This is a genomic window from Streptomyces sp. NRRL F-5122 (assembly GCF_001507435.1).
In the GTDB taxonomy this organism is placed as follows: domain Bacteria; phylum Actinomycetota; class Actinomycetes; order Streptomycetales; family Streptomycetaceae; genus Streptomyces; species Streptomyces lannensis.
On record NZ_LMWH01000281.1, the window covers coordinates 47,753 to 72,264 of the forward strand.

General features: G+C 67.2%; 20 protein-coding genes and 1 pseudogene. 9 read left to right on the forward strand and 12 right to left on the reverse strand.

The window, feature by feature from the left end; translation table 11 throughout:
• Positions 1-296 precede the first annotated feature (296 nt).
• The 5 genes from ADL25_RS51235 (at position 297) to ADL25_RS40040 (ending at position 5,087) form a co-directional block, all read left to right on the forward strand.
• Positions 297-959: a TetR/AcrR family transcriptional regulator gene (locus tag ADL25_RS51235; RefSeq protein WP_059132849.1), complete on the forward strand. Its 663-nt coding sequence runs from the start codon at positions 297-299 to the stop codon at positions 957-959.
• A 281-nt stretch (positions 960-1,240) separates the two neighbouring features.
• Positions 1,241-1,765 (forward strand): hypothetical protein, encoded by a 525-nt coding sequence (locus ADL25_RS40025; protein ID WP_059132850.1) that lies wholly within the window; start codon positions 1,241-1,243, stop codon positions 1,763-1,765.
• A 466-nt stretch (positions 1,766-2,231) separates the two neighbouring features.
• Complete coding sequence (locus ADL25_RS40030; protein ID WP_059132851.1) at positions 2,232-3,431, forward strand: hypothetical protein; 1,200 nt, start codon at positions 2,232-2,234, stop codon at positions 3,429-3,431.
• Positions 3,432-3,442: 11 nt separating this feature from the next.
• Entirely contained in the window at positions 3,443-4,033 is a 591-nt protein-coding gene (locus ADL25_RS40035; RefSeq protein ID WP_059132852.1) for a hemerythrin domain-containing protein, read from the forward strand.
• Positions 4,034-4,841: 808 nt separating this feature from the next.
• Positions 4,842-5,087, forward strand: a complete 246-nt coding sequence (locus tag ADL25_RS40040; protein ID WP_059132853.1) for a DUF5133 domain-containing protein — start codon at positions 4,842-4,844, stop codon at positions 5,085-5,087.
• 237 nt (positions 5,088-5,324) lie between these two features.
• Here the strand turns inward: ADL25_RS40040 and ADL25_RS40045 are convergent, their stop codons facing one another.
• On the reverse strand, positions 5,325-5,687 hold the full coding sequence (locus tag ADL25_RS40045; protein ID WP_147318100.1) for a hypothetical protein: 363 nt from the start codon (positions 5,685-5,687) through the stop codon (positions 5,325-5,327).
• Between the two features lie 533 nt (positions 5,688-6,220).
• Between ADL25_RS40045 and ADL25_RS40050 the strand changes: the two genes are divergently transcribed.
• Positions 6,221-6,856, forward strand: a complete 636-nt coding sequence (locus ADL25_RS40050) for a maleylpyruvate isomerase N-terminal domain-containing protein (RefSeq protein WP_059132855.1) — start codon at positions 6,221-6,223, stop codon at positions 6,854-6,856.
• A 252-nt stretch (positions 6,857-7,108) separates the two neighbouring features.
• On the opposite strand, the gene ADL25_RS40055 is transcribed toward ADL25_RS40050, so the two are convergent.
• From ADL25_RS40055 to ADL25_RS40070, 4 genes are all read right to left on the reverse strand, one after another.
• Positions 7,109-7,798 (reverse strand): hemerythrin domain-containing protein, encoded by a 690-nt coding sequence (locus ADL25_RS40055; protein WP_234381243.1) that lies wholly within the window; start codon positions 7,796-7,798, stop codon positions 7,109-7,111.
• A 528-nt stretch (positions 7,799-8,326) separates the two neighbouring features.
• A complete protein-coding gene (locus tag ADL25_RS40060) occupies positions 8,327-9,214 on the reverse strand; it encodes an AraC family transcriptional regulator (protein WP_059132856.1) in 888 nt (295 codons plus the stop codon).
• Positions 9,215-9,469: 255 nt separating this feature from the next.
• Positions 9,470-11,044 (reverse strand): ATP-binding SpoIIE family protein phosphatase, encoded by a 1,575-nt coding sequence (locus tag ADL25_RS40065; protein WP_079050917.1) that lies wholly within the window; start codon positions 11,042-11,044, stop codon positions 9,470-9,472.
• 239 nt (positions 11,045-11,283) lie between these two features.
• Positions 11,284-12,384 carry a PP2C family protein-serine/threonine phosphatase gene (locus tag ADL25_RS40070; RefSeq protein WP_234381244.1) on the reverse strand — a complete coding sequence of 367 codons (1,101 nt, stop codon included), beginning with the start codon at positions 12,382-12,384 and terminating at the stop codon, positions 11,284-11,286.
• 889 nt (positions 12,385-13,273) lie between these two features.
• Between ADL25_RS40070 and ADL25_RS40075 the strand changes: the two genes are divergently transcribed.
• A complete protein-coding gene (locus tag ADL25_RS40075; protein ID WP_234381245.1) occupies positions 13,274-13,669 on the forward strand; it encodes a response regulator transcription factor in 396 nt (131 codons plus the stop codon).
• Here ADL25_RS40075 and ADL25_RS40080 read toward each other — a convergent pair.
• Entirely contained in the window at positions 13,647-14,300 is a 654-nt protein-coding gene (locus tag ADL25_RS40080; RefSeq protein WP_059132859.1) for a response regulator, read from the reverse strand. The genes ADL25_RS40075 and ADL25_RS40080 overlap by 23 nt on opposite strands.
• 203 nt (positions 14,301-14,503) lie before the next feature.
• Between ADL25_RS40080 and ADL25_RS40085 the strand changes: the two genes are divergently transcribed.
• The gene (locus ADL25_RS40085; protein ID WP_059132860.1) at positions 14,504-15,877 is read left to right on the forward strand and encodes a sensor histidine kinase; all 1,374 of its coding nucleotides are present in this window, start codon (positions 14,504-14,506) and stop codon (positions 15,875-15,877) included.
• Between the two features lie 290 nt (positions 15,878-16,167).
• Here ADL25_RS40085 and ADL25_RS40090 read toward each other — a convergent pair whose 3' ends face one another.
• The 5 genes and pseudogenes from ADL25_RS40090 to ADL25_RS40100 all read right to left on the reverse strand — a co-directional run bounded on the left by ADL25_RS40090 (position 16,168) and on the right by ADL25_RS40100 (position 19,995).
• Complete coding sequence (locus ADL25_RS40090) at positions 16,168-16,743, reverse strand: GNAT family N-acetyltransferase (RefSeq protein WP_234381246.1); 576 nt, start codon at positions 16,741-16,743, stop codon at positions 16,168-16,170.
• Positions 16,740-17,970 (reverse strand): annotated as a pseudogene (locus tag ADL25_RS40095) (IS256 family transposase). Before ADL25_RS40095 ends, ADL25_RS40090 begins: the two are co-directional and overlap by 4 nt.
• A gap of 184 nt (positions 17,971-18,154) precedes the next feature.
• Positions 18,155-18,553, reverse strand: a complete 399-nt coding sequence (locus ADL25_RS52480; RefSeq protein WP_079050918.1) for an STAS domain-containing protein — start codon at positions 18,551-18,553, stop codon at positions 18,155-18,157.
• 682 nt (positions 18,554-19,235) lie between these two features.
• Positions 19,236-19,760, reverse strand: a complete 525-nt coding sequence (locus tag ADL25_RS52485) for a GNAT family N-acetyltransferase (RefSeq protein ID WP_079050919.1) — start codon at positions 19,758-19,760, stop codon at positions 19,236-19,238.
• Entirely contained in the window at positions 19,657-19,995 is a 339-nt protein-coding gene (locus ADL25_RS40100) for a YciI family protein (RefSeq protein ID WP_059132861.1), read from the reverse strand. Before ADL25_RS40100 ends, ADL25_RS52485 begins: the two co-directional genes overlap by 104 nt.
• A gap of 1,011 nt (positions 19,996-21,006) precedes the next feature.
• Between ADL25_RS40100 and ADL25_RS51240 the strand changes: the two genes are divergently transcribed.
• Positions 21,007-21,195 (forward strand): acetyl-CoA synthetase, encoded by a 189-nt coding sequence (locus ADL25_RS51240; RefSeq protein WP_234381247.1) that lies wholly within the window; start codon positions 21,007-21,009, stop codon positions 21,193-21,195.
• A 49-nt stretch (positions 21,196-21,244) separates the two neighbouring features.
• Here the strand turns inward: ADL25_RS51240 and ADL25_RS40110 are convergent, their stop codons facing one another.
• Positions 21,245-23,884, reverse strand: coding sequence for a WD40/YVTN/BNR-like repeat-containing protein (locus tag ADL25_RS40110; protein ID WP_059132863.1), 2,640 nt, complete (start codon positions 23,882-23,884; stop codon positions 21,245-21,247).
• Between the last annotated feature and the right edge of the window lie 628 nt (positions 23,885-24,512).

A 24,512-nucleotide genomic window follows, 5' to 3' on the forward strand; every position in this document is an offset into this window, starting at 1 on the left:
TCCTACAGCTGAGCATCGGCGCCCGACGGCACCGATGTGATTGACGCGTCAAGCATCTGCCTGAGCTTGACACCCGTCAAGCAGTTGTCGGATTCAACCCTCCCGCGACCTACCGGCCAGTGACCGGCATGGAAGACTCAGAACACCAGCGACTGCCTCGCCGCCCTGCCGGGGCTGCGGACCCGCACCCCGCTCACCAGGTACGACGGGTTGTCCCGGCCGGCGTGACCGGCTCGGTGAGCGGGGCAAGAGCGATCGGCATCGGGCGGAACAGGGCTGAACGGAGCGAGGCCAGAGTGACCGACGGAACACCGCACGAGGCGCCGACGGCGATGACGCGCGGCAAGTACGCCCCCGTCCGGCTGCCCGAAAGCGAAATCCTCCGGCGGGGCCTGGACACCTTCGCCGAGCTCGGCTACGCCGCCACCACCATGAGGGAGCTGGCCCGGCGGCTCGGCGTGAGCCACAACTTCATCCACGAACGCTACGGGTCGAAGGACGACTTCTGGCGCGCGGTGGTGGACTTCGGGCTGCAACACGGTCAGCCCGCGCTCGACCGGCTTCTCGCCGACTGCCACGACGCTGAGGAGCGCCTGCGAGCCGTCATCGTCCACCTGTACCGGCTTGCCGCGAACGACTCCGCCATGAACCGGTTGCTCACCGACGAGTCGACCCGGGACTCCGGTCGCCTGGACTATCTCCACCAGCGGTTCATCAAGCCGTTCTGGGACAGCATCGAGCCGACCGTCAGCAGCCTCATGGCGGCCGGCCGCATCCCCCGTGTCCCGGTCCACATCCTGTACTTCGCCGTCACGGGCCCCGCACTCGCCCTGGCCCAGGACCCGATAGCCGACCGGCTCAGCCCCGACGACCGGCCGACGGCGCAGCATGACAGGACCGCCATGGCCGACGCGCTCTCCGCTGTCGTCCTGCACGGCCTGCTCCCACCGCATGCATGAGACAGCCCTCTCCCGCCCTGGCTTGACCTTTAGCGTCCGGTGTCGAATGGTGTGTCGAACTTGATCACTCGGTTCGGGAATCGGCGCACATGGAGGCGGCCTTCGGCTGAGCATGTGTTCCGACCTCGCAGCGAGCCGGTTCCCCGCGTCCTCAATCGTCGACACCGGATGGTGTGACTTGCGCCATTTTGACTCTTTTGGCGTGGTTGTAGAGTCGCCTCGCTCGAGGACAGCCCACTGCACTGGTCGGCGTGCCGGGCGCCGCCGAAAGGAGCAGTGGAATGCAGGCCGATCTCTCCCCGGTCATAGCCGCCACCACCCAGTGGCTCCTGCGTTCCTACCCTCATGACGGCGGCCCTCTGGGAGCGTCGCTGGCGGAAGCTCAGGCCCGCCAGGCGGTGACGGTCGCCGCATGGCTGCGCTACCCCACAGCGACGGATGCTGCCCTGCTCACGATGGCGGGCCCAGGCGGCTCGGGTCGGCTGGACTGGCTCGTGGGGTCCGAAGCCTCCGGCACAGACGTTGCGGACCATGCGTGGCGGTCCTGGGTCGACGAGGTGGTGGCGAGTTGGGCGGCATGCCTGCTCACCGCGACTGCTGCTGCCGCGCAGGCCGTGGCGCATCTGGCGGAGTGCGAGCATACGGGCGGACTGACGTTTGATTTTCGTCGGCTGGTCAGTCCCGACGACCGCGATCGGCAGGCCGCGGTGCTGCTGCGTCACCCCGATCTGCTGGCGCCCGTCGCGGACCTGCACCGGGCCGCACTGCTCGAGCGCCTGGCCCAGGGCTGGAGCAACGCGGCCTGAACAGCCTGCGGCGCGCGCCTGCCGCAGAAGCAGCCGGTGACCGCCCCCCACCCTCGCAGGCCGGACACGGCTACTCGTCCCGAACTGCGCCGGCAGCAGTACCGGGATGTTCTCTCCTGCCGGTGGCAAAAACACCGCCAGTTCGGTTGCGGCCTTGCACCTGCTCGCCACCGGACAGGCCCGTGACCGCAAGCCCGCGCACTGCCCGGGCGACGTTCGTCGCGTACCTGTGAGGGTGACCTCTGCGTTCGTGCCGCGCACGTTGACAGGTCAGTGGCGTGCCCGGCCGGCCTGCCGCGGGCCGTCGCCCTCATCAACTCCTCTGGACGGGTGAGACACCCCGCCGTGCAGCACGCGGCGGCGGCAATCGGCTCGCGCAGCACCGAGCATGGCCGGGTACCGTCCGGCGCCAGGTCGCACCACGCGGCGAAGGGGCATGCCCCGCAGGCCTGTCGAGGAGGCAGATGTGACCTTCAACCCGCTGGAACAGCGCGGCATCCCGCTGGACCGTCAGCTGCGCAATTGGCGTGAGATGAACGTGCAGCCGATCGACCCCGACCGTGGCGACCCCTACACCCGGTGCCGGATCATCACGATGAACGGCATCGAGGTGGAGGCGATCCTCTTCAGCCACCAGCTCGTCCGTAACACCGTCGATCCCGAGGTGAAGCGGCAGCTCGCCCGGACCCGGTACATCGAGGCACAGCAGCAGAAGGTCGTGAACTGGCTGCTGCCGGGCGTCTCCTCAGTGCTGGAGACGACGATCGCCTACGAGCAGGTTGCGGTGGACCTGACGGCGTGGGTCGCGCGGATGGAGCCCGACCCGTACCTGAGGCAGGCCTACCAGTTCGGGGTGCTGGAGGACTTCGACCACCTGTACCGGTACGCGAACCTGTACGAGATGATCGAGCACCGCAAGGCGGAGTCGATCGTCGACAACCTCACCGAGGTCATGCCGGGCCGGCCCACGAAGTTCCACCACCGCGACCCGTACGACAACGTCCGCGAGCCGTACGACAAGAACGAGGCGAACCCGCTGTCGAAGCTCCACGCCCTGACGATCATGTCGGCGGAACAGCAGACGATGAACTTCTACATGAACACCGGCCCCACCTACATGGAGCCGATCGCCCGTCAGCTCTACCAGGAGATCGGGCTCATCGAGGAGGAGCACGTCACGCACTACGAGTCGCTGGTCGACCCGGGCGAGACGTGGTGGGAGCAGCTGGTCAACCACGAGTACAACGAGTGCTACCTGTACTACTCCTTCATGGAGCAGGAGCGCGACCCCAAGGTGAAGGCCATCTGGGAGCTGCACCTGAACATGGAGCTGGAACACCTGCACACCGCCTGCGACATGATGCGCCGTTACGACGGCCGCGAGCCGCAGGAGGTCCTGGCGCCGGAGCTGCCCAAGGTGCTGGCCTTCGAGCCGAACAAGCAGTACCTGAGAGGGCTGCTCGACACCCAGATGGACCTCACCACGCTCGGAGCCGGCTACGTGCGTGAAGCGCATGAGCGGTTCGAAAAGATGCAGGAACAGATCCACGGCGGGGAAGAGCCGCCCAGCGAGCGGGTCATGGCCGAGCACGACGACATGTTCGGCCGCGAATACCGCGTGCAATCCGAAGGCGAGCACCCCGACCCCGCCATGCGCGAGAAGTGAGGCAGCCGAACATGTCCGAACCGCGCACCCCTCAAGCCCGCGACGACAAGGCCAAGGGCACCGACGTCGTCGCTCTGCTGATGCGCCAGCACGGCGACATCCGCAACCTCTTCGACGAAGTCGAGCAGAGCAAGGGCAAGGAACGCCGCAACGCCTTCCACCGCCTGGTGCGGCTGCTGGCCGTCCACGAAACCGCGGAGGAAGAGGTCGTCCATCCCTTCGTCCGGCGGATGGTGCCCGGCGGTGAGCAGGTGGTCAAGGACCGCCTCGCCGAAGAAAAAGCCGCCAAGGAAACCCTTGCGACGCTCGACAAGATGGACACCGATGACCCGAAGTTCATGCCGCAGCTGATGAAGCTCCGCAAGGACGTGCAAGAGCACGCCCGGGCGGAAGAACGCTACGAGTTCATCCACATCCGCCGCACCACCGACGCCACCAACCTCGCCGCCATGGCCAAGGCGGTCAAGGTGGCCGAGGCCATGGCTCCCACTCATCCTCATCCCGGCGTCGAGTCACTTGCCCGCAACATGGCCCTGGGCCCCGTCGCCGCCCTCATGGACCGCACCAAAGACGCAGTCCGTAAAGCCATGGGCAACGACTGAGCCCGATGCGAACCTCACTACAGCCGGGCGCCACAAGCAGCCCCTCAACTCGTAAGAACCAAGGGGAGTAGGCGGAGTGCTGCAGGCGCGCACATCTACAGCGGCGCACCGCTGGCACAGCGCCACCTGACACAGACGCTCGCACAGCAGGAGTCATGAGCCCCGCCACGGACCGGCTGGCATGCGGCTGACCAGCAGACAAGCGCATCACCCAAAAGGGTTGCGGGCCGTAGCGGATACCGTTTCCGGCGCCCCGTACGTGCCACAGTAATTCCCAACGGTGAGATCCCCATAGGGCCCGCCTCACCGCGCTCCCTCATCTGGCGAGGCGGGCCACGGGGATCGAACCTGCGGACGCGCATGTCGCATAGCCTGCCGGGCGAAGAAGCTTGGGCGCCACACCACGTGTGACGCCCAAGCTGACATGCATGGCGAGCAGCCCGTTGCCGGTGAAACAGGCTCTCCTGCACGTTGGCGTCCTGGCTTTCTCCCGGAGCGCAGGAGCCTGGATCCTCGAAGAGTGGCCAGGAACGCCCTGGGATGAGGACGACCGCAGGCACGGCCGGGCCGATCTCGGCGATCGTGGCGGTGCGGCGGCTGCCGTCCGTCTGCGTGGTTGTGGGGCGTCAGACTGCGCTCCACGCACCGCTCACCACGTCTGCAGGCATAGGCCTTTCAACGCGGGGCACCTGAGATCTGCTCGACGACGCTCGCAGTGGAGGAGTGGCGTTGGGCCCTGTACGCGGTCTGTGCCGCGCGGTGGCCTTCGCCCGCCACGCGAGCTGTGCTTTTTGGGAGAGGAGCCACCATGATCCTTCCGGTGGAGAAGGAACTGCGCGCTGCACTGGCGAGATTCGCTGATGCGCGCATCGAGCACGACGTACGGCCCACCGGCGACACCGGCCGGGCTCTGGAGGACGCCACCTACACGCTGTGCGTGATGACGGGGACCCGCAACGCCGAGCAGGCTCTGCTGGCAGCGGATGCATTGCTGCACCGCTTGAGCGCCGACCGCGAGGGCTCCATCCAAGAGGACACCAGGCTCGCCGCGTAAGCCCGGACCCGCCCACCGACATGTTCCGTTGGCGCCCCTGGCCTTGCCCGGAGCGCAGCTGCCTGACCCGCCGAGCGCGTGTGCAGACCTGCGCCTGCCCGGGGCAGGGCGGGGGCCGTCGGCGACGGCGCACGCCTGTCACCACTTGCGGCCAGACGCCTACCGGGATCCTCCTCGCGGGGATGGTTGACCGGCGATCCATGCGACGTAAGCCGACGGGTACTGACCCGTCCCGACTCAGCCGGTGGCGAGAGAGCGCCACTTGTCGGCATGCATCACCGGTGTTACCGCGATGGCGCGGAAGCGGCCTGGCGTGCGGAAGGTGATCATTACCTCGCGCGGTTCGTCACCGTCGCGCACCTCGGCGATTTCGGAACGGGAGATGTGCCAGCCGGCGGCCCTGACCTTGAGATCCGAGTCAGATTTGAAGTGAAGGTGGTCGTCACAGACCTCTACGACGCCGGCGATCTTCTGACCGGTTCCGGATGCTTCAAACGCGGTTGCGTCGGCCATCAGAGCACGCCCGGCATTCACTGCATCGACGATCTGCTCAATCTGAGCGTTCGCCTTGCGACGGCACCACCAACTGCGAAGTCCCACCCGGCTCCCTTTCCCCGGCTACTGCATTCGCCAGCAGTGTGCATGGCCGGGGTGATCATGCAACGCGCGGGGCCCTGTCCACGCCGCCCCAGCCGGTACAACCCCGTTGAACGTCGCAATCGTCCCATGTGAGGCGGGGCTGCCGAGGCCGTAGTCAGAACAGCGGCACCCCGCAGACCCAGGCGATCGACGTGCCCGCGACGGCAGGGGGCCGGCACGCATGCACTGCCGCCCGCACACGGCATACGCCCTCGGCTGACAGGCTCCGTCCGGGAGTATCGCGTCTGGGGCCTGTGCAGGAAGCTGGAGCCGCGCACAATCAGCGGGTAATTGCGTATCCGCAGACCGCCACCGACGCCGTCATGGAGGTGGTGGCCCCTCGCCAGTTGACCGGCAATGCCCGCCTTTGTTGAGACCACCACCTCCCGGATGAGAGCCTCCATGTGGGTTCCTGTGATGGACTTCTCGCCTGTGGGCTATCTTGGCCGCTTGCGTAAAGCCCGTCATTCCACGGCAGTTGATTCGGGGGACAGATGAATCTCCAAGGCGCGTACCTGGGCATGGCGGCTCAGGCGGTCACCTTGCTGGGGGAACCTGAAGTTGCTGCGTCATGGGAGAAGCCCAGCGCGTTGGCGGAGATGACGGTCGGTGGTCTAGCCGGCCACCTCATGTACCAGATTTTCTCTGTCAGTCCCGTGCTCCAGGCGCCGGCGTCCGCGGAGGCACCGATCCCCCTACTGGAGCACTACGCACGTGCCGCGTGGGTTGATGAGCCGCTCGACGGCGAACTCAACACGGGCATCCGGGCGAGAGGGGAGCAGATCGCCTCCGAGGGCGTGCAGCCGCTGCTGGAGCAAGCTCGCGCTGCTCTCGCCGAGCTGCAGGCCGAACTCCCGGCGATGCCGGGTGACGGGGCAGTGTTCATCCCCTGGGGAGGGTGGGCATTGACCCTCAACGACTTCCTCGTGACAAAGATGATGGAACTCGCCGTGCACATGGACGACCTTGCCGTGAGCGTGGGAATCACCACCCCCGAGATCCCCGGAGCCGCGTTCGAACCCGTACTCACCCTGTTGACGCATCTGGCCGTCCGTCGGCACGGTCAAGCAGCATTGCTGCGCGCCTTGTCCCGGGTGGAGCGAGCGCCATCAGCGATCAATGCGCTCTGAGCCACACCGTGTGACTCGAGGGGCATGGCGCAGATTTCGCGAGGACGAGACGCTACGGCCCTGCGTTTGAACGCTCGGCCGACTGCCGGCGTGGGTTGAGGAGAACTCGACTCGGTGATGAGAAAGGGACAGCTGGTCGTCCACGCCACGGCACCCGGCGTGGGTGTGCCTGCATCCGTGTCGGCGGCTGCAGGCACACCCAGACTGCACGCAGACGACGCCGGGGTATCTGCGGTGCTCCCCGCGATGTCTTCAGTTGAGGGTGCCCATGCGCGCCGGCCTGGTCGTGCCATGGACCCGCCGTGCGTGGGTGGCGTAGCGGCGGCGCCCGATGACCGGTACCAGCAGGCGGACGGGTAGCGGTGCGTGGGCAAGTACCGCCTTGATGACCGCAGGGTCACCCTCATACATGGCCATGCCGAAAGCCAGCGGCAGGTCTCTTTTGGGGGTTGCGGCCATGCCGTGCTCGCCGAGCTCTTTCCATTCCGCGGCGGTGACGTGTTTCTCGGCCAGCGGCAGGATCCACTTCTCTTCGGTCGTCATGTGTGCCAGGAGGACAGCCAGCAGCACCTCGAAGACACCGGCGAGTTCCTCGCCGCCCCGCGCGGTGGAGCGCCAGGCGGGCAGGAGCCCGGTTGCCTCGGCATGTGCCTTGTCGATGGCGTGATGCTGTTCTTCCATCATGGGCACGATGGACGCGGCCTCCTCGCCTCCTCGTTGGAGGAGCTTGGGCCACAGCAGGAGGTCCTCACCTTCGTGGTGTGTGTGCAGGATGCGGCACACGAGTTCCGCATGGGCGCCTACGATTTCGGCGCGTGCGGTGTCGCCTGGGGCGACGTCCCGGATCAGCTGAGGAAGCAGCCGAAATTCGCGGCGCAATGCGGCATGGGCCATGTACATGTCCCGGACATCAGCCATGGGTGCGTCGACGGTCGAAGTCACTGCCATTCCTCGGATTCATAGGGCTACCTCACCGGGCACGCCAAGAACCACCTCCGGAGGAGAGGTGGTTGTCGCATTCCCCGACCGGGCCGCTGTGCCGACGGTTCAGGTGTGAGCGACCGCTTTCCGGTCTTTCTTGGGGAAGAAGTCTGCTCATGCCGGTGGATCATCGACACTGATGCCGGGTTCTTCAGAGCCCAGGACCAACTGCCCCCTTGGGGCCCATTGCATCAGGCTGTCTCGCGGGTCGGTGAGAACGATCCTGCTCCCGGTGTGCACGATACTGCCGACTTTTGGTCTTCCCGCTTCCCGGGAGAGGGTTACGCCCGGTACCGCTCGCCGGTGCAGCATCGCTCGGCGGATCGGTCTCTACTCTTGTCCGCGCTCTGTCACGGGCGGCGCCTCGCAGCCGCCCGGGTACCTCGAGACCGGCGAAGGCGTGTCAGTGGTGCCTGGTGGAACGTGGGCGTGCCGCACCGAGTGGACCGCAGGACGAGGATCCGCCCCGGACGCTGGTATTGGGCCTCCTCAAGCCTGCCCAGGGAAACGATGTCCCGGGGTGTCGCGCCCCGGAGAGGTTCCGAACTTTTTCCGGTATTCACGGTTGAACTGGGACGTGCTTTCGTAGCCGACGCGGTGAGCGATGTCTGCGACGCTTCCCGAACGGGTCCACAGAAGCGTTCTGGCGGTCTGCAGACGGATGGTCTTTTGAAACTGCAGTGGTGTCGCGGACGTTGCGGCGCGGAAGTGCCGGTGGAAGGAGGAAGGGCTCATACCGCAGAGCCGAGCGAGAGCGGCGACGCTGAGCGGCTCGTGGTAGTGCTCACGGATCCAGCCGATGGCCCTGCTGATGTGCGCGAGGCCGTTGTCGGCCCGGCCGATCTGCCGTGCGAGCGCGCCTTGGTCCCCGGTGAGCAGCCGCCACAGGATCTCCCGCTGGTATGACGGGCCGAGGACCCGCATCTCGTCCGGGCAGCGGGCGGCCCGTAGCAGTCGCACGACAGGATCGAGCAGCTTCGGTGTTGCGTCGCTGATGGCCAGTTCGCGGTGGGCGGGGGATGCGGGCGTGTCGGTGGTCTCCAGCAGAAGCGATGCGATGGCCTGCGGTCGGAGGCCCATGATGAAGATCGCGAGAGGGGTGTCGGGATCTGCCCGGACGACCTGGCTGGTCGATGGCCAGTCATGTGAGGCGATCACGTACTTGCCGGCGCCGTACTCGTACGGTTCGCCGTTGAGCACGGTGCGCATGGTGCCCTGAGCGACGATCGCCAGGGTCGGGCCGGGCATGGCGGCGACGACCGGAGGCGTCGGCTCGTCCACGACCGCCACGCTCACGCCGTCCGCGATTGTGGCCCTGCGGCCGTCGTCCCCGACGTGTTCGAGGATCAGCGTCCGCAGCTCCTGCAGAGGTTCCATCCTCAAGCCCTGTCGGCCTTGTGTGGTGCGGTGCCGAGGACGGTCAGGCCGCCCGCCGGGCAAAGACCCACGTGGACTCGTGCGGTCGAAGTCGACCCGATCGGTGACGGTGGGAGGAAAGGCGGGGGAAACATGGCCACTTCATACGGGGCGAACAACGGGGAGGCCTGGCAGCACGCAGCCGTAAGGCCGTTTGGGATACCGCCAGTTGGTGGGTGATCGGTACCGAGTACCGCGGGAGGCTGTGGCACGTGGCTAGAAGCCCGAGTGTGCCGCCATGGTGTGACCGTCGGTATGGGCGTCCTCTGATGGTTGAAGTTGCTCTTCCGCCCAGATGATCTTGCCGTGGCCATTGTAACGTGTGCCCCAGCGCCGGGTGAGCTGAGCAACGATGAACAGACCCCGACCGCTTTCGTCGAAGGTACGGGCTCGCTTCAGATGCGGGGAGACGCTGCTGCCGTCGGTGACTTCGCAGGTCAATCCTGTGCCGTGGAGGATCAGACTCAACCGGACCGGTGGACAGGCATGGCGCAGCGCGTTGGTGACGAGCTCGCTGGCGATGAGTTCCGTGGTGGGTGCGGCGTCCTCAAGGCCCCACTCGGCCAGCGTCTGCGAGACGTGCTTGCGGGCCTGGGAGACGGCGGCAAGGTTGGCTGCGAGGTCCCAGCCGGCGACATTGCTGCTGCCGAACATGCGCGTGCGGGCGGCCAGTACACCGGCGTGGGCGTAACGCCTTTCGGACAGCAGGACATTGAGGGCGGACCGGCAGATCGTGTTCAGGCAGGACTGGGATCCGAGGCCCGCCTTGACCAGCACAGCCTGATCGGTCCCGGCCGGCGGGTCGGGTGTTGCCGTGGTGTATCCGTGCAGCAGGAGGACACTGCCCTCCGCGAGATCGAGCTCGGTGGTCTCTGCGTGCGGTTGCATCTGCCCGAGCGGCGGGCTGGTAGAAACCTCGACCGTAGTGACCACACCCTCGGGCAGGACGACAGTCGGCGCGGGATACCCGGCGCTGGCGAGGGTGCAGCGGGCGGAGACAGGGTCGTAGACCGCGTACAGGCACATCGCGGCGAGCTCGGACACGTCAGCGTGCCGGCTCCCGGTGGTGGGCCGTAGCCGGGCCAGAACATGCTCCAGGTGGGTGAGCAGTTCCTCCGGCTGTAGGTCCATGTCAGCCAGTGCGCGCACTGCGGCGCGAAGTTCGGCGGCGATGGCGGGCCCGGCATCCCCGCCGTCGGGGATGGATCCCGCAACGAGCGCAACGCGGGCGGCCGGCAGGGGTATGACATCGAGCCAGTGGGCCTCAGGCCTTGTTGTGTTGTCGGCAGCCGTGCACCAAGCGGCATGTTCCACCGCCGCAGGCTGCGGGAGCAGATCCGGTGGCATGTAGGTCACCAACGGCGCAGGCGTGTCGCGGGAGGGCTTGCCGGGCCTCTGCTTCACCTCCGAGCCGAGTGGTGCGCTGTCGATGCGCTGTCCGGCCCCTTCCACAGGGGGGTAGGCCTGCAGGCGCAGGCGGGCCCGGCAGATGACGATGCTCAGGCCGAAGGACAACATGGCCGAGGCGATCACGACCGTGCGGCCGCCTTCCGACACCCCGCGGATGGCGAAGCCGTAGACGGCCACGCTGGCCGCCAGCGTCGCAACCCCGATGGTGAGAGTGCGTCTTACGGAAAACAGGGCGGCGGCCACGAGGGGCGCCAGTACCGAGTAGTCGGACCAGCGGACCAATCCGCCTGCAGAGGCGCGCAGTTGTACCACGCAGGTCGCTCCCAGGTAGAGGCCTAGCAATGAGACCGGTTGCCACGGCAGGCGTCGTACAGTGCTCATCCTGGTCACTGTCCCTTTGTGGTTGGCGTGTGGTGCAGCGTGTCCGTCCGCCCGGGGCGCCGCCGGCTCTTCGGGGGACGGCAGCTGTATCTGCGTTGCATGTATGTCACCCGGGCCGGCGGAGCGGGCAGGACCGGCATGCACGCGCACGGGGTGGGGCTGTTGTCTTCCACGGGTCGTCGAAGCGGACACGGAAGGCTGCAGTGTGGGAGGTTGTCGGGTGTCAGCCGTTTCCGCAATCAGGCGGTGGCCTCTGGCGTAGGGCATGCGAGAGCCTCCGAGGCGTGGGGTGACTCGGCGGGGCGGTGGACGGCCACCATGGCGAGGTCGTCGTTCAGGTGCCCACCTGCATAGCTTTTGAGGTCCTGGCTGATGTGCCGCAGGAGGGTGTGCGGGCATCGCCAGGCCCACGTGGCAGCGCGTTCAAGGAAGGGATAGAAACTCCCGGTGGCGTCGCGGGCCTCAACGAGCCCGTCGGTGTACAGCAGCAACGTGTCGCCGGGACCAAACGCGAAGGTGTCGAGGGGGAATGCGTCCGCCGTGCTTCCGGCCAGGCCAAGTGGTGGAGCGGGCCGACTGCCGCACAGGAGGGTCGTTTGACCGTGTTGCTTCAGCAGAGGCGGGGGATGCCCGCAGTTGACGACCCTGACCGTCTCTTCCCCATCGGGAAGTTCGACCAGCGCAGCGGTGATGAAGCGCTCGGCACTGTCGGGATCCCTCTCGGCCATCTCGGCCAGGTGCCTGCGGACGCTGCGCTCCAGAGCGGCCGCCAACTCCGGAAGCTTTTCGTGCTCATGGACGGCTTCGCGGAAGGCACCAAGGAGTGCGGAGGCGTCCTCGATGGCCGGCAGACCCTTGCCGCGGACGTCGCCTATGAGGATGCGGTTCGTGCAGCCGGTGCGGGCGGCGGCGTACAAGTCGCCGCCCACCAGAGCGTGCGCGGTGGCCGCCCGGTACATCGACGCGATACGCAAAGAGCCCAACGTGCGGGGGAGGGGCCGCAGCAGAACCCGCTGGGCCGCCTCGGACACGGCTCGCACCTGTGTGAGTTCTCTCAGATCGCGATCGTGCAGAGCGCGAGCAGCGATGGCAAAACCGGAGACTGCCAGCACAGCGCCGATGTGTATGGGCAGCAGAGCCGTGTGCACCAGATCGTCGTGCCAGTCGACGATGACCACTGCCGCACTGGCGGCCAGGGCCATGGCGACCGTGAGTCGGGTCCGTGCGATTGCCGCGGTGCAGGTGGGGGCCGCCACGAGGAGTGGCGAGAGGTGAATGGCCAGGGGGGCGACGGATGCCACAAGGGTGATCACCGCGATCAGCAGGATGGGGAGCGCCACCTGCGCCCGGGTGCCGTCGACCGGTGCCCGACTGCCGCCTGGGAAGCCAGGCCGAAAGCGCCTTGTCCGTTGCTGTGGCGGACGGACCTCGCGGCCGTCGGGCACCGGCGCTGAGACACCGCTGGCAAGGAATTTCATGGGTGGTCCTGCGAGGGGTGAAGCGGGAGCGCGCTCTCTGCTCCTGAGGGGCAGGGCGCTGTGGCGGAGGTCATCCAGCCTGTTGGGATTCAATAAAGCGGATCTGTCGCTCTTACCGAATCCTTGGCGCTTTCTTGCCGTATCGCGAGAGATTGTTTCCGCTATGCGGACTCCAATATGCGACGGGGGGAGGGCCTGGTCAAGTCGTCACGCGTAAAGAATCCGAAAACAAGGCGCCGACAAGTGGCTGACACGTTCGCTGCTGATGCCCGGCCCGGTGGCGCCATTTGAGCCTTGATCCCTCGGTGCGCAGAGTCCGCTGCATCGTGTCGGATCACCTGGGGGACACGCTGCTTCCGCAGCGTCCGCGGCGTTTATATCCGTGCTGCAAGCTGCCCCGGTCCTGCCCGTTTCGCCGGTCCAACGGTGCCTCCGGCCAGGTGACACCGCCTGCTGACCCCTGCCTTCCGCCGGGCCGAAACCATTGCGGGGCCAGAAGGCCGGAGTCCCGAGCCCGGGGCTGCGAAGAAGGTAATTCTGGGCGCAGACCATGACGGGCGGGGCAGCAGTGGTGACGAACAGAACAAGGGGCCGCGGATCCGCCTCGAGGATATGGGCAGCGTAAAGCTGCAGTAGGCGTTCTCCCATACGAAGGCAGCCTCAGTGGGCGGAAGCGGCGACACGTGGAGTACAGCTAGCGGGAATGCTGGCGGGCACATCCCCTTGAGAGGCTGGTCGCATGATCCGCTGCATGATTGTCGATGACAGCCCGTGCTTCCTCGAGGCTGCCCGCTGTCTGCTTGAGGGCCAGGGCATTGCAGTGGTGGCAGTGGCATCCGACAGCGCGCAGGCGTTGCGGCAGGCTGAGCACCTCAAGCCGGAGGTGGCGCTGGTGGACATCGATCTGGGGGCCGAAAGCGGCCTGGACGTGGCCCGTCGGCTGCAGTGCGAGACCGGCCCATCCCCTCCGTGGGTCATTTTGGTCTCCAACCACGCCGAGGACGAGTATGCCGACTTGATCGAGGAGAGCACCGTTGCGGGCTTCATAGCGAAAGTTCATTTGTCGGGCGACGCCATCCGTGCCCTGCTCGCCGAGGACGACGAGGATCACCAGGGCGGCTCGGTCATCGGGACTCCAGAAACGTGATGACCGCCCGGACACGACGGTGATCGTCGTCAGTCGCCGGCAGGTTCAGTTTCGCCAGGATATTGCGCACATGCTTTTCCACCGTTCCTTCGGAGACCCACAGTCGACGGGCGATGCCGGCATTGGAACGGCCCTCGGCCATGAGCTCCAGCACCTCGCGTTCCCGCACACTGAGCACCGCCAAAGGCTCCTCCTTGTGACGGGCGGACACCAGCTCCCGCACCAGTGCGGGATCGACCACCGCACCGCCCCTGGCGATCTGCTGCAGCGCCTCCAGGAACTCCTGCACGTCATTTACGCGGCTCTTCAGCAGGTACCCAATGCCGTGGCCACTGTCCAGCAGTTCCAACACGCACTCCACCTCGGCATACGCCGACAGGACCAAAATGCCCATGTCAGGGAACTCCTGCCGGATGGTGCGAGCTGCGTCCAGCCCTTCGGTGGCCTGTCCGGGCGGCATCCGGATATCCAGTACGACCAGATCCGGCGTGGCGCTCCGCACCATGTCGAGCAGCTGGACGGCATCGCCGGCCTGCCCCAGAACCGTGCAGCCCGCACGCTCCAGCAGGCTGGCCAGTCCTTCGCGAAGCAGGACATCGTCCTCGGCGAGGACGATCCGCAGGTGCGCCATGGCCGGTCCGCTGTCGCTCGGCCCAGCCCCAGCGCCGGACGTCGAGCTTACTGGCGTCATGCCTACCATTGTCCTTGAGCCTCGTCGGGCGAGCACCCTCGTCACAAGCCCGCATCACCTGTCGCACCGACAGGGAGGAACCAGTGCACGAGCTCACTTCCCGCACCCGGAGAGCCGGCGCCAGGTATGGACTCACGCGCCGTATGATCGTTGTGAGTAGCCTCCTGATACTCCTCATCGGCTCGGCCTTCGCGATCCTGCTGCGCTCGGTGGCAGACCTGCGCACCACCGAGCAGCATGCGCAGCAGTCCGAAGAACTGCTCATGGCGGTCGACCAGGTACAGCGCCAGTTCTTCAACCTTGAGACAGATGCGCGCGGCTACGCACTGACCGGGCAGCAGCAGTACAACACGCGCTGGCAGGCCGCCCAGACCGCCTTCCCCAAACAGGCCGCCGCACTGACACGCCTGGCCGGCATCAACCCCGAACAGCGGTCCGCAGCAGAACTGATCCGGCAAACGGGCATCGCCTACATCAAGGAACACCCCATACCTTCGAAAAGCGCCGCAATGCATGACCCCCCGACGAGACAACGCATCACCGCAATGGAGCGGGACGACTGGCGCGCGGAGCCCATCCGGGACGAGTTCTATCGCATCGTGGCCACCCGGCAGAGTCTTGTAACGGCCCGCGAGGAACGCGCCGTGGCCACCGCCGACCGGGCAGTCGCCGCATCCGTCGGAGGCCTGACCGGATCGGTGTTGCTCCTCACCGCATTCTCGGGCTACATCATTCGAGCCATCGTGCATCCCGTGCGCCGAACAGCCGCCATGGCCGACCGACTCGCCAACGGGGACCTGAGCGCACGTACGCCGGAAACAGGGGTCAGCGAGATCGGGGGGCTGGAGCGCAGCTTCAACCGCATGGCCGACTCACTGCAGGAAAGCCACGCCGAACTGTCCACCTCACGCTCCAGAATCCTCGCCGCCGCCGACCGAGCCCGGCAACGCATCGAACATGACCTGCATGACGGCGCCCAGCAACAACTGGTGGCGGTCATACTGGAACTGAAGACAGTTCAGAGCGCCATACCTGCGGCCCAACCGGAGCTCAAGGCCAAGGCGGCCCGGGCTGCCGATGAGCTCGTGGGGGTCTTGGACGGTCTGCGCGAGCTTTCCCACGGTATTCATCCGGCGGTCCTTTCCAAGGGCGGCCTGCCCCCCGCGCTCAGGGCCCTGGCTCGCCGCTCACCGGTTCCGGTCGAACTCGACGTGGACGTCCCCCGGCGGCTGTCCGAGCCGATCGAGGTGGCGGCCTACTACGTCGTCTCGGAGGCGCTGACCAACACCGCCAAGCACGCCCACGCGTCCTACGCCCACGTCACTGCGCGGGCCCGCGGCGACGTCCTGTACCTGGCCGTTCACGATGACGGTGTCGGAGGCGCCGCATTGGGGCACGGCTCGGGCCTGGTTGGCCTCACCGACCGGATACGAGCTCTGGGCGGCATCCTCACCCTCCACAGTCCCGATGGGCAAGGAAGCACCTTGCGGGCATGCCTTCCCCTGACGGAGCCGTAACCGGCGCAATCGCTTGCGCCCCATGGCTGTGAGGCGGGGTGAAGGGCATGCTCTCCCGGCGCCGGGCTTGGCTGCGGCAAGACCGATGCCGGGCAGGACCGGCGGCGCCTTCACGTACCGATCCGTCTTGGTCGTCTGTGCCGGCGTGATGTCGAAAGGATCGACGACCTGTCGCAGCGCATCGATGGCCTTCGGCATGCCGTCCAGGACGTTGTCCGGCACGATCTCGTCCTTGCCGTACCGCGCATAGAGTAATTGTCCATAGTTGTGGATCAGCATGTTCTCGGTGGTCAACTTGGTCGGGTGCGGCGGTAGTAGAGCATCCCTTCGTGGTCGGGTTCGAGGTCGGGAAGGGTGAAGCCGGCGGATTCGGCGCAGTTGCGACTGGCGTGGTTGTCGGCGTCGATGCCGCAGAAGAACGTCTGGACATCGCCGGCGTCGGGGTGGGTGAGGACGGCTTGCAGGGCAGAGCGGCCGTATCCGTGCCGCCATCGGTCGGGGTCGACCAGATAGGCCAGGCCCATGGCGAGCCGGGGGTCGGCGTCGGACAGGATGGGGCCCTCGGGACCTTCACCGTGGTAGCGGACCCAGCGGTCATAGACATCGCCGCAGATGAACGCGACCGGCGTCCCGGCATGATCCAGGCCGATCCACCCGTGGGAGCGCAGCACCACCGCGCCGCGGAAGGCGGTGGAGGAGTGCTGGCTGATCATCCGCAGCTCACGGTGGATCCAGAACCGGCCGCCAAGGCGCATCTGGACCTCGGGGTGGTCGAACCAGTGCTCGATCTGGTGCGCCCCGGTCTCGGTCAGGGGCTGCAGCTGCATCCCCGGGCCGTCCGGCTGGGTCTGCGAGGGCCGGCTCATACTGCCACCTGACGTTCGACGAGGACGCCGTTCTCGGACTTGGCGCCGGTGCGGACCAGGGCGACGAGGTGGGCTCCGGTGACCGCGCGCCAGCGGGCCTGGGCCGATTCGACGAGCTTGAACACCATCGCTAGGGCTGCGGCCGGGCTGCCGGCGCCGCGGGTGACCTTGGTGCGGAGTTTGACGGTGGAGAAGGCCGACTCCATGGGGTTGGTCGTCCGCGGGTGGATCCAGTGCTCGGCGAGGAAGTCGTAGAACGCCAGCAGTTCTTCGGCGTCGTCGGTGATCTTCGCGACGGCCTTGGGGAACTTGGCACCGCAGGTCTGCACGAACGCCTCGATCGCCTTCTCAGCGCGCGCGGTCCTCGGCGTGGCAGATCTCCTGTATCGCTTTCGTCGCGCCTGGCTGTGCAAATTTCGGCAGGGCGTTCGTGGCATTCCGTGCCTTGTGGACCCAGCACCGCTGGTGCCGGGCGCCCGGGAACACCTTCGCTGGTGCCTTCCACAGGCCCATCGCGCCGTCACCGACGACCAGCTCGGGATCGCGCATGCCCCGCGGCTGCAGCCCCGCAGCAGGTCGGCCCACGACTCGGTCGACTCATACAGCCCCTCCGCCCGTGCGATCAGCTCCTTGGTGCCGTCCAGCCGTACACCCATCAGCGCCAGGACGCAGGAGTGCGCCCGCCCGAGCCCGATCTTGGGGTGCACCCCGTCCGCCCACACGTACACGTAGTCGGACTCGGCAAGGCCGCGCTGCTGGAAGGCGGCGTGGTCGTCCTGCCACTGCTTCGTCAGTCGCGTCACGATGGCCGGCGACAGCCCGGCCGCCGAGCCGAGGAACCGCTCCAGCGCGGGGACGAAGTCCCCCGAGGACAGTCCGTGCAGGCAGAGCAGCGGCAGCACCTCGCTGACCTTAGGCGACTTACGGCACCACGGCGACAGGATCTTCGAGGAGAACCGCATCCGCTCTCCGATTGGCCGCGTCCACACCCGTTTGTCGTTCACGCGCGGGGCCGCGACCTCGACGGGACCTGCGGCGGTGGTCACGGTGCGGGGTCGGTGGCGACCGTTGCGGACCACCAGGCGGCGCCCGGCCTCGTCCGTCTCTGCAGCCAATTATGTACTGGTTGACTTCGGCCTCCAGCGCGGCGGCGAGCATCCGCCGGGCGCCCCCGCGGACGATTTCGTCGATCAGGGAGCCAGACTCGGTGGAGCCGTCGGGGTTCACTACGCTGAGCGGGCGTGCCTTCCTGACCCGCGCTGCGAACGCGGGCCTACTCGGTGACCCTCACAGGATCATTCGGGAAGGTACGCCCTCCGCGTCCAACCCGAAGCCGATCCACAGGCCTTGAGCAGTGCTGCCGCAGCCGCACACATACCACTTCGACTCCTGTCAGAAGCGGCTCCGTCAACTAGCGCTCCGACCGCAGGCGACAGCGGTGGTGGCAGTGGAGCACTACAGGCGGGTATGCGGGGGGGTGTTGAGTTGGGACGGTGCCGTCGGCCGACGACACTTTGTCAGGAGTCAGTTCGTGAAGGTGCAGCACTTTGAGAACCATCGGGTGCTCGGCCAGTAGGGTCAGTGAGCCGCCGGCCTCGCGGATTCGGCGCGCGGCAGTGGCCACAGGGCGTGCTCCCGCACAGTCCAGGAAGGTGACTTGCCTCAGGTCTATGATGACGGCGGGTTGAGTGCCACTACTGGCGGCGGTAAAGATGGCGTCAGTATGGACGGCGGTGGCGATGTCCAATTCACCGGCGGCAGTCACCACGGTAGGACGAGGTCCAACAAAGACGGTGCAGATGGCGGGCACTTTCGATTCCTTTCTCTAAGACACTGCTATCTACGGGGTTCTGGGCTTCGATGCGCCTGGGAGGAAGACAGACAAGGTCACGGGCCGTGGCAGGGACATCGACAAATCAGAGGGCAGAGCGCCGAGGGGGTTTGCAAAACAGGGCTGGAGGCAGGGCAGCTGGCCGAGGCCGCCCAGAGACGGCCTGGCGGCGGTCGGCGCCATGACATGTCGCGCACTGCCAGTCTTCGCTGGGGGAGTATCAGGCTGGCCGTGACTGCCCCCACATGCAGGCAATCGAGGCGGGCCAGCACTTCTTTGTCAGCAGGGACCCAAGACGAAGGCGCTGATGCCGTCCTTGCTCAAAAGACTCCCTCATCACCTCACTGGTTGCCTGTCCGCTCGGCACGGAGCGCGAACGGCCATGCCGGTGGTCCTCGGCAGCCCGTACACATGTTTCACGACCAGCAGGACGCTGTACGGTCGCCAAATCAACGAACGCGTCCACCCTAGAAACACAACTACGGCACGGTCATCCCGGCCAGCCCCCATGCCTCCCCCCAGCTAGCGCCACCAGCCATGTGTTAAGGACAGAAGCTGAGGCCCGGCCCGATCTGTGGATCGGACCGGGCCGAGGCAACTCCGTGGACACCTTGATCTTGCTGCTGTTCTCGCCGTGACGAGTGACTTCGTTCAGGCCCAGTCACCGGTAGAGGGCCCGGGCACGCCCGTTGATGACGAGGGTGTCCAAGGTAAGGCGCCGGCTCTGCCGACGAGCCTGGTACAGAAAGCTGCGGATGAGCCGGCTGCCGGTGCCAAGATTTCGGTGGTCGGGGTGGATCTCGATCCGCGCCAAGTACGTCTCCGTCGGCCGGGACCTGCGGGCACATCCCGCCGCGGCTACCCGGCCGGACCTGGTGCCGGCCCGTCGACTTGCCGATGGGTTCCGGGCCAGGCGATACCGCACCCTGTAACCGGCAGCAACGCCTCGAACGCCGTCCACGCCTCGTCCGTCAGACAACGCCTGCCGCTCAACCGCGGCGCCCACAGGCCCGCAGCGCGCCGATCCCGCACGTCGCAAGCCACTTGCGCACCAGGCCCCAGTCGCAGCGGGTCGTCTTCGGTCAGACGGCCGGGTCGGGCATGATTTCCCGGACCTCCTGCGCACAGCGGCACGCGGCAGCGATCTTGGCAGCCCACTCCAGCGCGTCCTCACGTGAGGGCACATCGAGGATCGAGAACCCGCCGAGGACCGCCTTGGTCTCCGGGTACGGGCCGTCGGAGACGGTCCCGTCGGTGGCCACGACGCTTGCCTGCTGCCTTTGCAGTCCACCGCCGAAGACCCACACACCGGCCTCCTGAGCCTTGTGTACCACCGCGTGCGAGGCCTCGGCCACCTCGGGCAACTCCTCCTCGGAGAAGGTCATCGCACCGTCATCGAACGAGATCAGGTACCGCGTCATGCAGGGCTCCCTTGGCCGATGGCCGCCTTCGGCCGCCTCTCACCCTACGACGAGCGGCTCCCTCCCGGCTTCCGAAACAGGCATCACCCGGTTCGGCAACTGCCGTACACGGAAACAGCCTTCGGCTGAAGGTGTGCTCCCACCAAGGAACACACATTCACCACGAGCTCCTGCTCAGCGCCACCCCGGCCGGCGACCGCCTCACGGAACTCCCGTGCAGGCAGGGGGAAAAGCGACGCAGAGGCTGCTGCCACAGTCCGCAGCGAGGCCCAAGGGCCGGGCCGCAATCCATCATGCGGTCCCGGCGCCACCCACGCGGCAAAAAGGGGGCCCGCTCCGTGGGGCCACTTCACATGCCTGTAACCAGGCGAGCAGCAGGAGCGCGCTACGCTGTGCGTCAGCCGTCCCGGTGGCTCCCCCCGTACCACCGGGACGGTTTTTGCACACCAGTCCCCACTTGGCCCACAAGACCCAGCGCCTGCTGCGCCCCGTCCCGGGCCCGGGCGCAGCACATAGTGACCCCAGCACGGCGTGTCGGTGCCATCAACGGGCTTCACCTGCCCTCCGATCCCGCGGCCTCAGCGGCGAGAACGGGCATGCTGGGTCTGTGGAAGCGGGTTGGGAGGTGCAGGGATGCGGTGGTGGGCCGTGGGGTGGATGGTCGCTGGGATGGTCGCCATTGCGGGGTGCAGCTCGTCATCGGATGGCGATGCAGCCGCCGGGCCGTCCGGGAGCCGCTCGGCGAAGCCGCCGACCGGAGCGTCGGCGCACACCTCCGCAAGCCCATCCACGAGCGAGACTATGAGCCCAACCGCGGGAGACCCGTCGGCGCCGACCAGCGGGCGCTCCAGCGCAGTGCCAGGCTGTGCAGCCGGGCATGTGAAGGTCGCCGTCAGTCCTGGTGACAGAGGCGGACGGCAATTGTGCGTGCGTCCGGGGACGGGGATATCTCTCGTCCTGCAACCCCGGGCAGACGACAAGCGGTGGACGGGCGTACGGAGCTCGGCGCCTGTGTTCGTCCTTGTCTCCGGATGGTGGGTGGACGCAGACGGCACCGCCCACGCCACGCTGCGCTGTGCGGGCACCCGTGCCGGCAAGGCCAAGATCACCGGATTGGCGAAGGCACCAGACGTGGCGGGTGCGGCCGACGGCGCCTTCACGCTGGACATCAGTGTGGTGCCTTACCCGAGGGAGGGGTGATCCCGAGAGCCGGGATCACCCCTCCACCTATCTGTCGGCTGTGCGGGTGTCAGCCGCAGTCCCGCACCTTGATGGTGTAGATGCCGCGGCCGTGCGTGGCCGCGTACAGGGTCTGGCCGTCAGGGCTCAGCTTCAGCTGGAGCACGGCAACGGCCGGGAGAGAGCCGACGCGCTTCCACTTCGTCTGGCCCGGCGCCCGGTAGACGACGCCCAGGTCGGTGGCGACGGCAATGCCGCCGTTCGCCGTGACGACCGCGGAGTTGGTCGGTACGTCGGGAAGGTTGGCCGAGATGTCCTTCCAGGTCGTACCGCCGTCCTTGGACTCGAAGACGTGGCCGAGGCCCGAGCCGGGGCCTTCGGTCCAGTGCCGGGAGAAACCATTGACCGCGAGGAAGACGTGGTTGGCGTTCCTCGGATCGACGGCAAAGCCGCTCAGATAGCGGTTGGGGACGGTCCCGTCCACGGGCAGGGAGATGTCATGCCACCCCGTGCCGTCAGCATTGCCGACCGAGATCCCGCGGGCGTAGCCCTCCTCATTGCAGGGGCCGCACCAGGCCGCGTAGACCTTGCCGCCCGAAGCCGCGACAGCGGTCGCTGTACGGCCGGCGCCGAGGTCGTACACGCTCTTCCACTCCGAGCCGCTGCGGATGGCGTAGCCGTGGGTCTGCACCCACACATGGCGGCCGCCCGCGACCCACGTCGAACCGTTCTTCAGGTCCGCCCCGATCGGGGCGATGAAGCGGGCCTCGCCGGTGGCATTGTCGGCCGGCGCGATGTTGTACGACGTGGCCTTGCTGGGGTCGGTGATCCAGGAGCCGTCGTTGAGGGCACAGTTCTGGGTCACCTGCAGGGCCAGGTAGACGTATTCCTGGGCGATGTTGCAGCCATTGGCGGGATCGGTGAGGGTGTCGCCGCCATCGCCGCCGAAGTTGGATCCCATCACCTTGTCGTTGCTGCGCAGGATGGACTGCCCGTTGTCCTGCAGGCCACCGGTGACCGAGACCCCGCCGTGGTCCAGGTCCTTGCCGATGCCCACCGAGTAGTACTGGAGGGTGTCGATGGTGCCGTCATTGAGCGAGGTCCAGTCGGTGGCGTGCCCGGAGGAGTCCTGGGAGCCGTCGACCGGACGGCGGTAGGCGCCGCCGTCATTGCCCACGTACACGTAGCTCTTGCCGTGGTAGCGGCCGATCGCCACGCCGTGCTGGTCGGAGTGGGTGGTCGGGTTGCAGTCGCCCGTCTGCTTGGCGGGGTCGATGCTCCAGCAGGAGAAGTCGAAGTTCCAGTAAGGACCGACGGTCGACCAGGTGCCGCCACCGTCCTTGGTCTCGTAGACCTCCTCAAGCCCCGCGTACACGTGCTGCGGGTTGCTGGGGTCCACGGTCAGGAACTGGTTGTACCAAGCCTGCACGCCCGGCATATAGCCACTGGAGGTCAGCGCCGAACCGTCGGCGGCCAGCCCCTTGTAGTCGGCGACCTTCGTCCAGGGCCCGAACAGCGAGCCCGCACTGTAGATGCCCTCCAGGCCGCTGTCCGGGTTGGACGCCATCTGCTCGGGCGACTCGTCGATGGCGTAGTAGCGCGAACCGTCCGCGGAGTGGGCGAAGGTGACCGTGCCGACGTTGTCTGCGTCGGTCGGCAGATCACCGAAGCCGCTCGTGATCCGCTGCCAGCGGCCCCCGACCTTGGTGTAGAAGCCGTTGTAGTCGTCACCGCTGCGCCAGCCGACTGCAAGGACCACCTTCGAGGGGTCCTTGGGGTCGATGGCGATGTCGTTGGTGATGTTCTTGTAGGCGGCATCGGCGTCGGTCGCCTTGGAATGGCCTGGCAGGTAATCGGGGTTGGGGGCGTACTCGAGCTTCCAGGAGCCGCTGAGCGTCTTCGTGGAGTGGCTCCATACGCCTTCGCTGGTCGCCGCCCACACCTTGCCGCCGCCGAACCGCAACTGACGCACGGTCGTGCTCTCCAGCTCGTCTCCGCCCACCCTGTTGCGTGTGGAGAAGGTGCCGTGGTGGGGATCGGACAGCACGTACACGCCGCTGCCGAGGTAGGCGTCCGCGTTGGTGTTCGCCTCGCCGGTGCCCAGCCACAGCCGACCGGTCCCGTCGAGCGCGAGCGCGCCGGTGGATTGCGAGGGCAGCCGGTCGCTGATCGGCTGCCAGTGCCCGCCACCGGTCCCCGAGCGCCACACCCCGCCGCCCGCACTGCCTGCATAGACGTAGCCGTCGTCGTCCGCGGCCATGGCGGCCATCCGACCGGTGACGTTGCCCGAGCCGCCGCTGGAGTTGGAGTCGATGTCGCGGTAGCGGGGGTCGTCGGAGTTGTACGGCAGATTCGTGATATGGCGCCAGTTTCCGCCTGTGCTGGGCAAGTTGGCCAGGCTCTGCCAGGCGGCGCCGTATGCGCCGGGTGCGACGACGCCGGGTGCGGTGCGCGCCTCGGCGTACTGGTCCGCGCCCTCTGCGATCTCATCGGCCTCATTGCCGTCGTCGGGATCTTCCGCCGTCACCTTGGGGGTGACGGCGCCGACGGAGTGTTCGCGCTCGGAGGCCAGTTGGCCGAGCGCACGGGCCCCGAAGGGGCTGCTGTCGTGCTTGCCGGGCGCGGCGCTTGCGGGTATCGCGAAGAGTCCGGCGGATGCGGTGATGGCGCAGATCGTGAGCCATCGTCTCTTACGGGTTGGTGCTGACACCAAGTCCTCCCACACGGGCAGTGATACAGCCATCACAGGGACCCGATCACGAGCGGAGGAAAGCATCCGACACTTGGCAATTCTTTGATCAGAACCTGACACGCCAATGGCCGGAAGTCGACGTGCATGCTCGGGCGAGGGACTGAGCCAGCCGGGCGATGAGGTCGTCGCGCGTCAACGGGACGCGCTCGCCCGCTACATCGCCAGTTCTGTCACCGGCCGCCGTGGCCTGCTGGCCCGCTTGCAGTTTTCACTCGCGCCGATCATGCCCGCCGAGCGGCTCTTGAGGCGGACCTGGCTGGTGTCGACCGCACGAAGGTGTGGCTGGCCGACAATGCGGTCGCATGCAAGGCAGACATCGCCGTCGAATCGCGTGGAGGCGCTGACCGGTATCGATCGAGGACGGAGCCGGAAGACGCCAGTTGCGGCGTCGGAGGTGCGTCCTGGCCTCCCCCAGGTGCCAACCGGCATGCCGATCCGCAGACTCGGGCTGCGGACCGTGTCGCTTCGCGTAGAGCCAAGGCGCGGGCTAAGAGTCATCACGTAATGCCGTGATGCCCACCCGATGTCTGTACGGAGCTGACGCGTCTGGGTGGCGCGTTGTCCGTACAGCCGACTGTTCCGACGT

Excerpts from the sequence above, each read along its gene's own strand:
- ADL25_RS52485 (WP_079050919.1), bottom strand. The coding sequence starts at position 19,760 with ATGTGCCCTCACGTGAGGACGCGCTGGAGTGGGCTGCCAAGATCGCTG.
- ADL25_RS40050 (WP_059132855.1), top strand. The coding sequence starts at position 6,221 with ATGAATCTCCAAGGCGCGTACCTGGGCATGGCGGCTCAGGCGGTCACC.
- ADL25_RS40065 (WP_079050917.1), bottom strand. The coding sequence starts at position 11,044 with ATGAGCACTGTACGACGCCTGCCGTGGCAACCGGTCTCATTGCTAGGC.
- ADL25_RS40100 (WP_059132861.1), bottom strand. The coding sequence starts at position 19,995 with ATGACGCGGTACCTGATCTCGTTCGATGACGGTGCGATGACCTTCTCC.
- ADL25_RS40085 (WP_059132860.1), top strand. The coding sequence starts at position 14,504 with ATGATCGTTGTGAGTAGCCTCCTGATACTCCTCATCGGCTCGGCCTTC.
- ADL25_RS40075 (WP_234381245.1), top strand. The coding sequence starts at position 13,274 with ATGATTGTCGATGACAGCCCGTGCTTCCTCGAGGCTGCCCGCTGTCTG.
- ADL25_RS40060 (WP_059132856.1), bottom strand. The coding sequence starts at position 9,214 with ATGGAACCTCTGCAGGAGCTGCGGACGCTGATCCTCGAACACGTCGGG.
- ADL25_RS40040 (WP_059132853.1), top strand. The coding sequence starts at position 4,842 with ATGATCCTTCCGGTGGAGAAGGAACTGCGCGCTGCACTGGCGAGATTC.
- ADL25_RS40025 (WP_059132850.1), top strand. The coding sequence starts at position 1,241 with ATGCAGGCCGATCTCTCCCCGGTCATAGCCGCCACCACCCAGTGGCTC.
- ADL25_RS40080 (WP_059132859.1), bottom strand. The coding sequence starts at position 14,300 with ATGGCGCACCTGCGGATCGTCCTCGCCGAGGACGATGTCCTGCTTCGC.
- ADL25_RS40090 (WP_234381246.1), bottom strand. The coding sequence starts at position 16,743 with ATGAGCCGGCCCTCGCAGACCCAGCCGGACGGCCCGGGGATGCAGCTG.
- ADL25_RS40035 (WP_059132852.1), top strand. The coding sequence starts at position 3,443 with ATGTCCGAACCGCGCACCCCTCAAGCCCGCGACGACAAGGCCAAGGGC.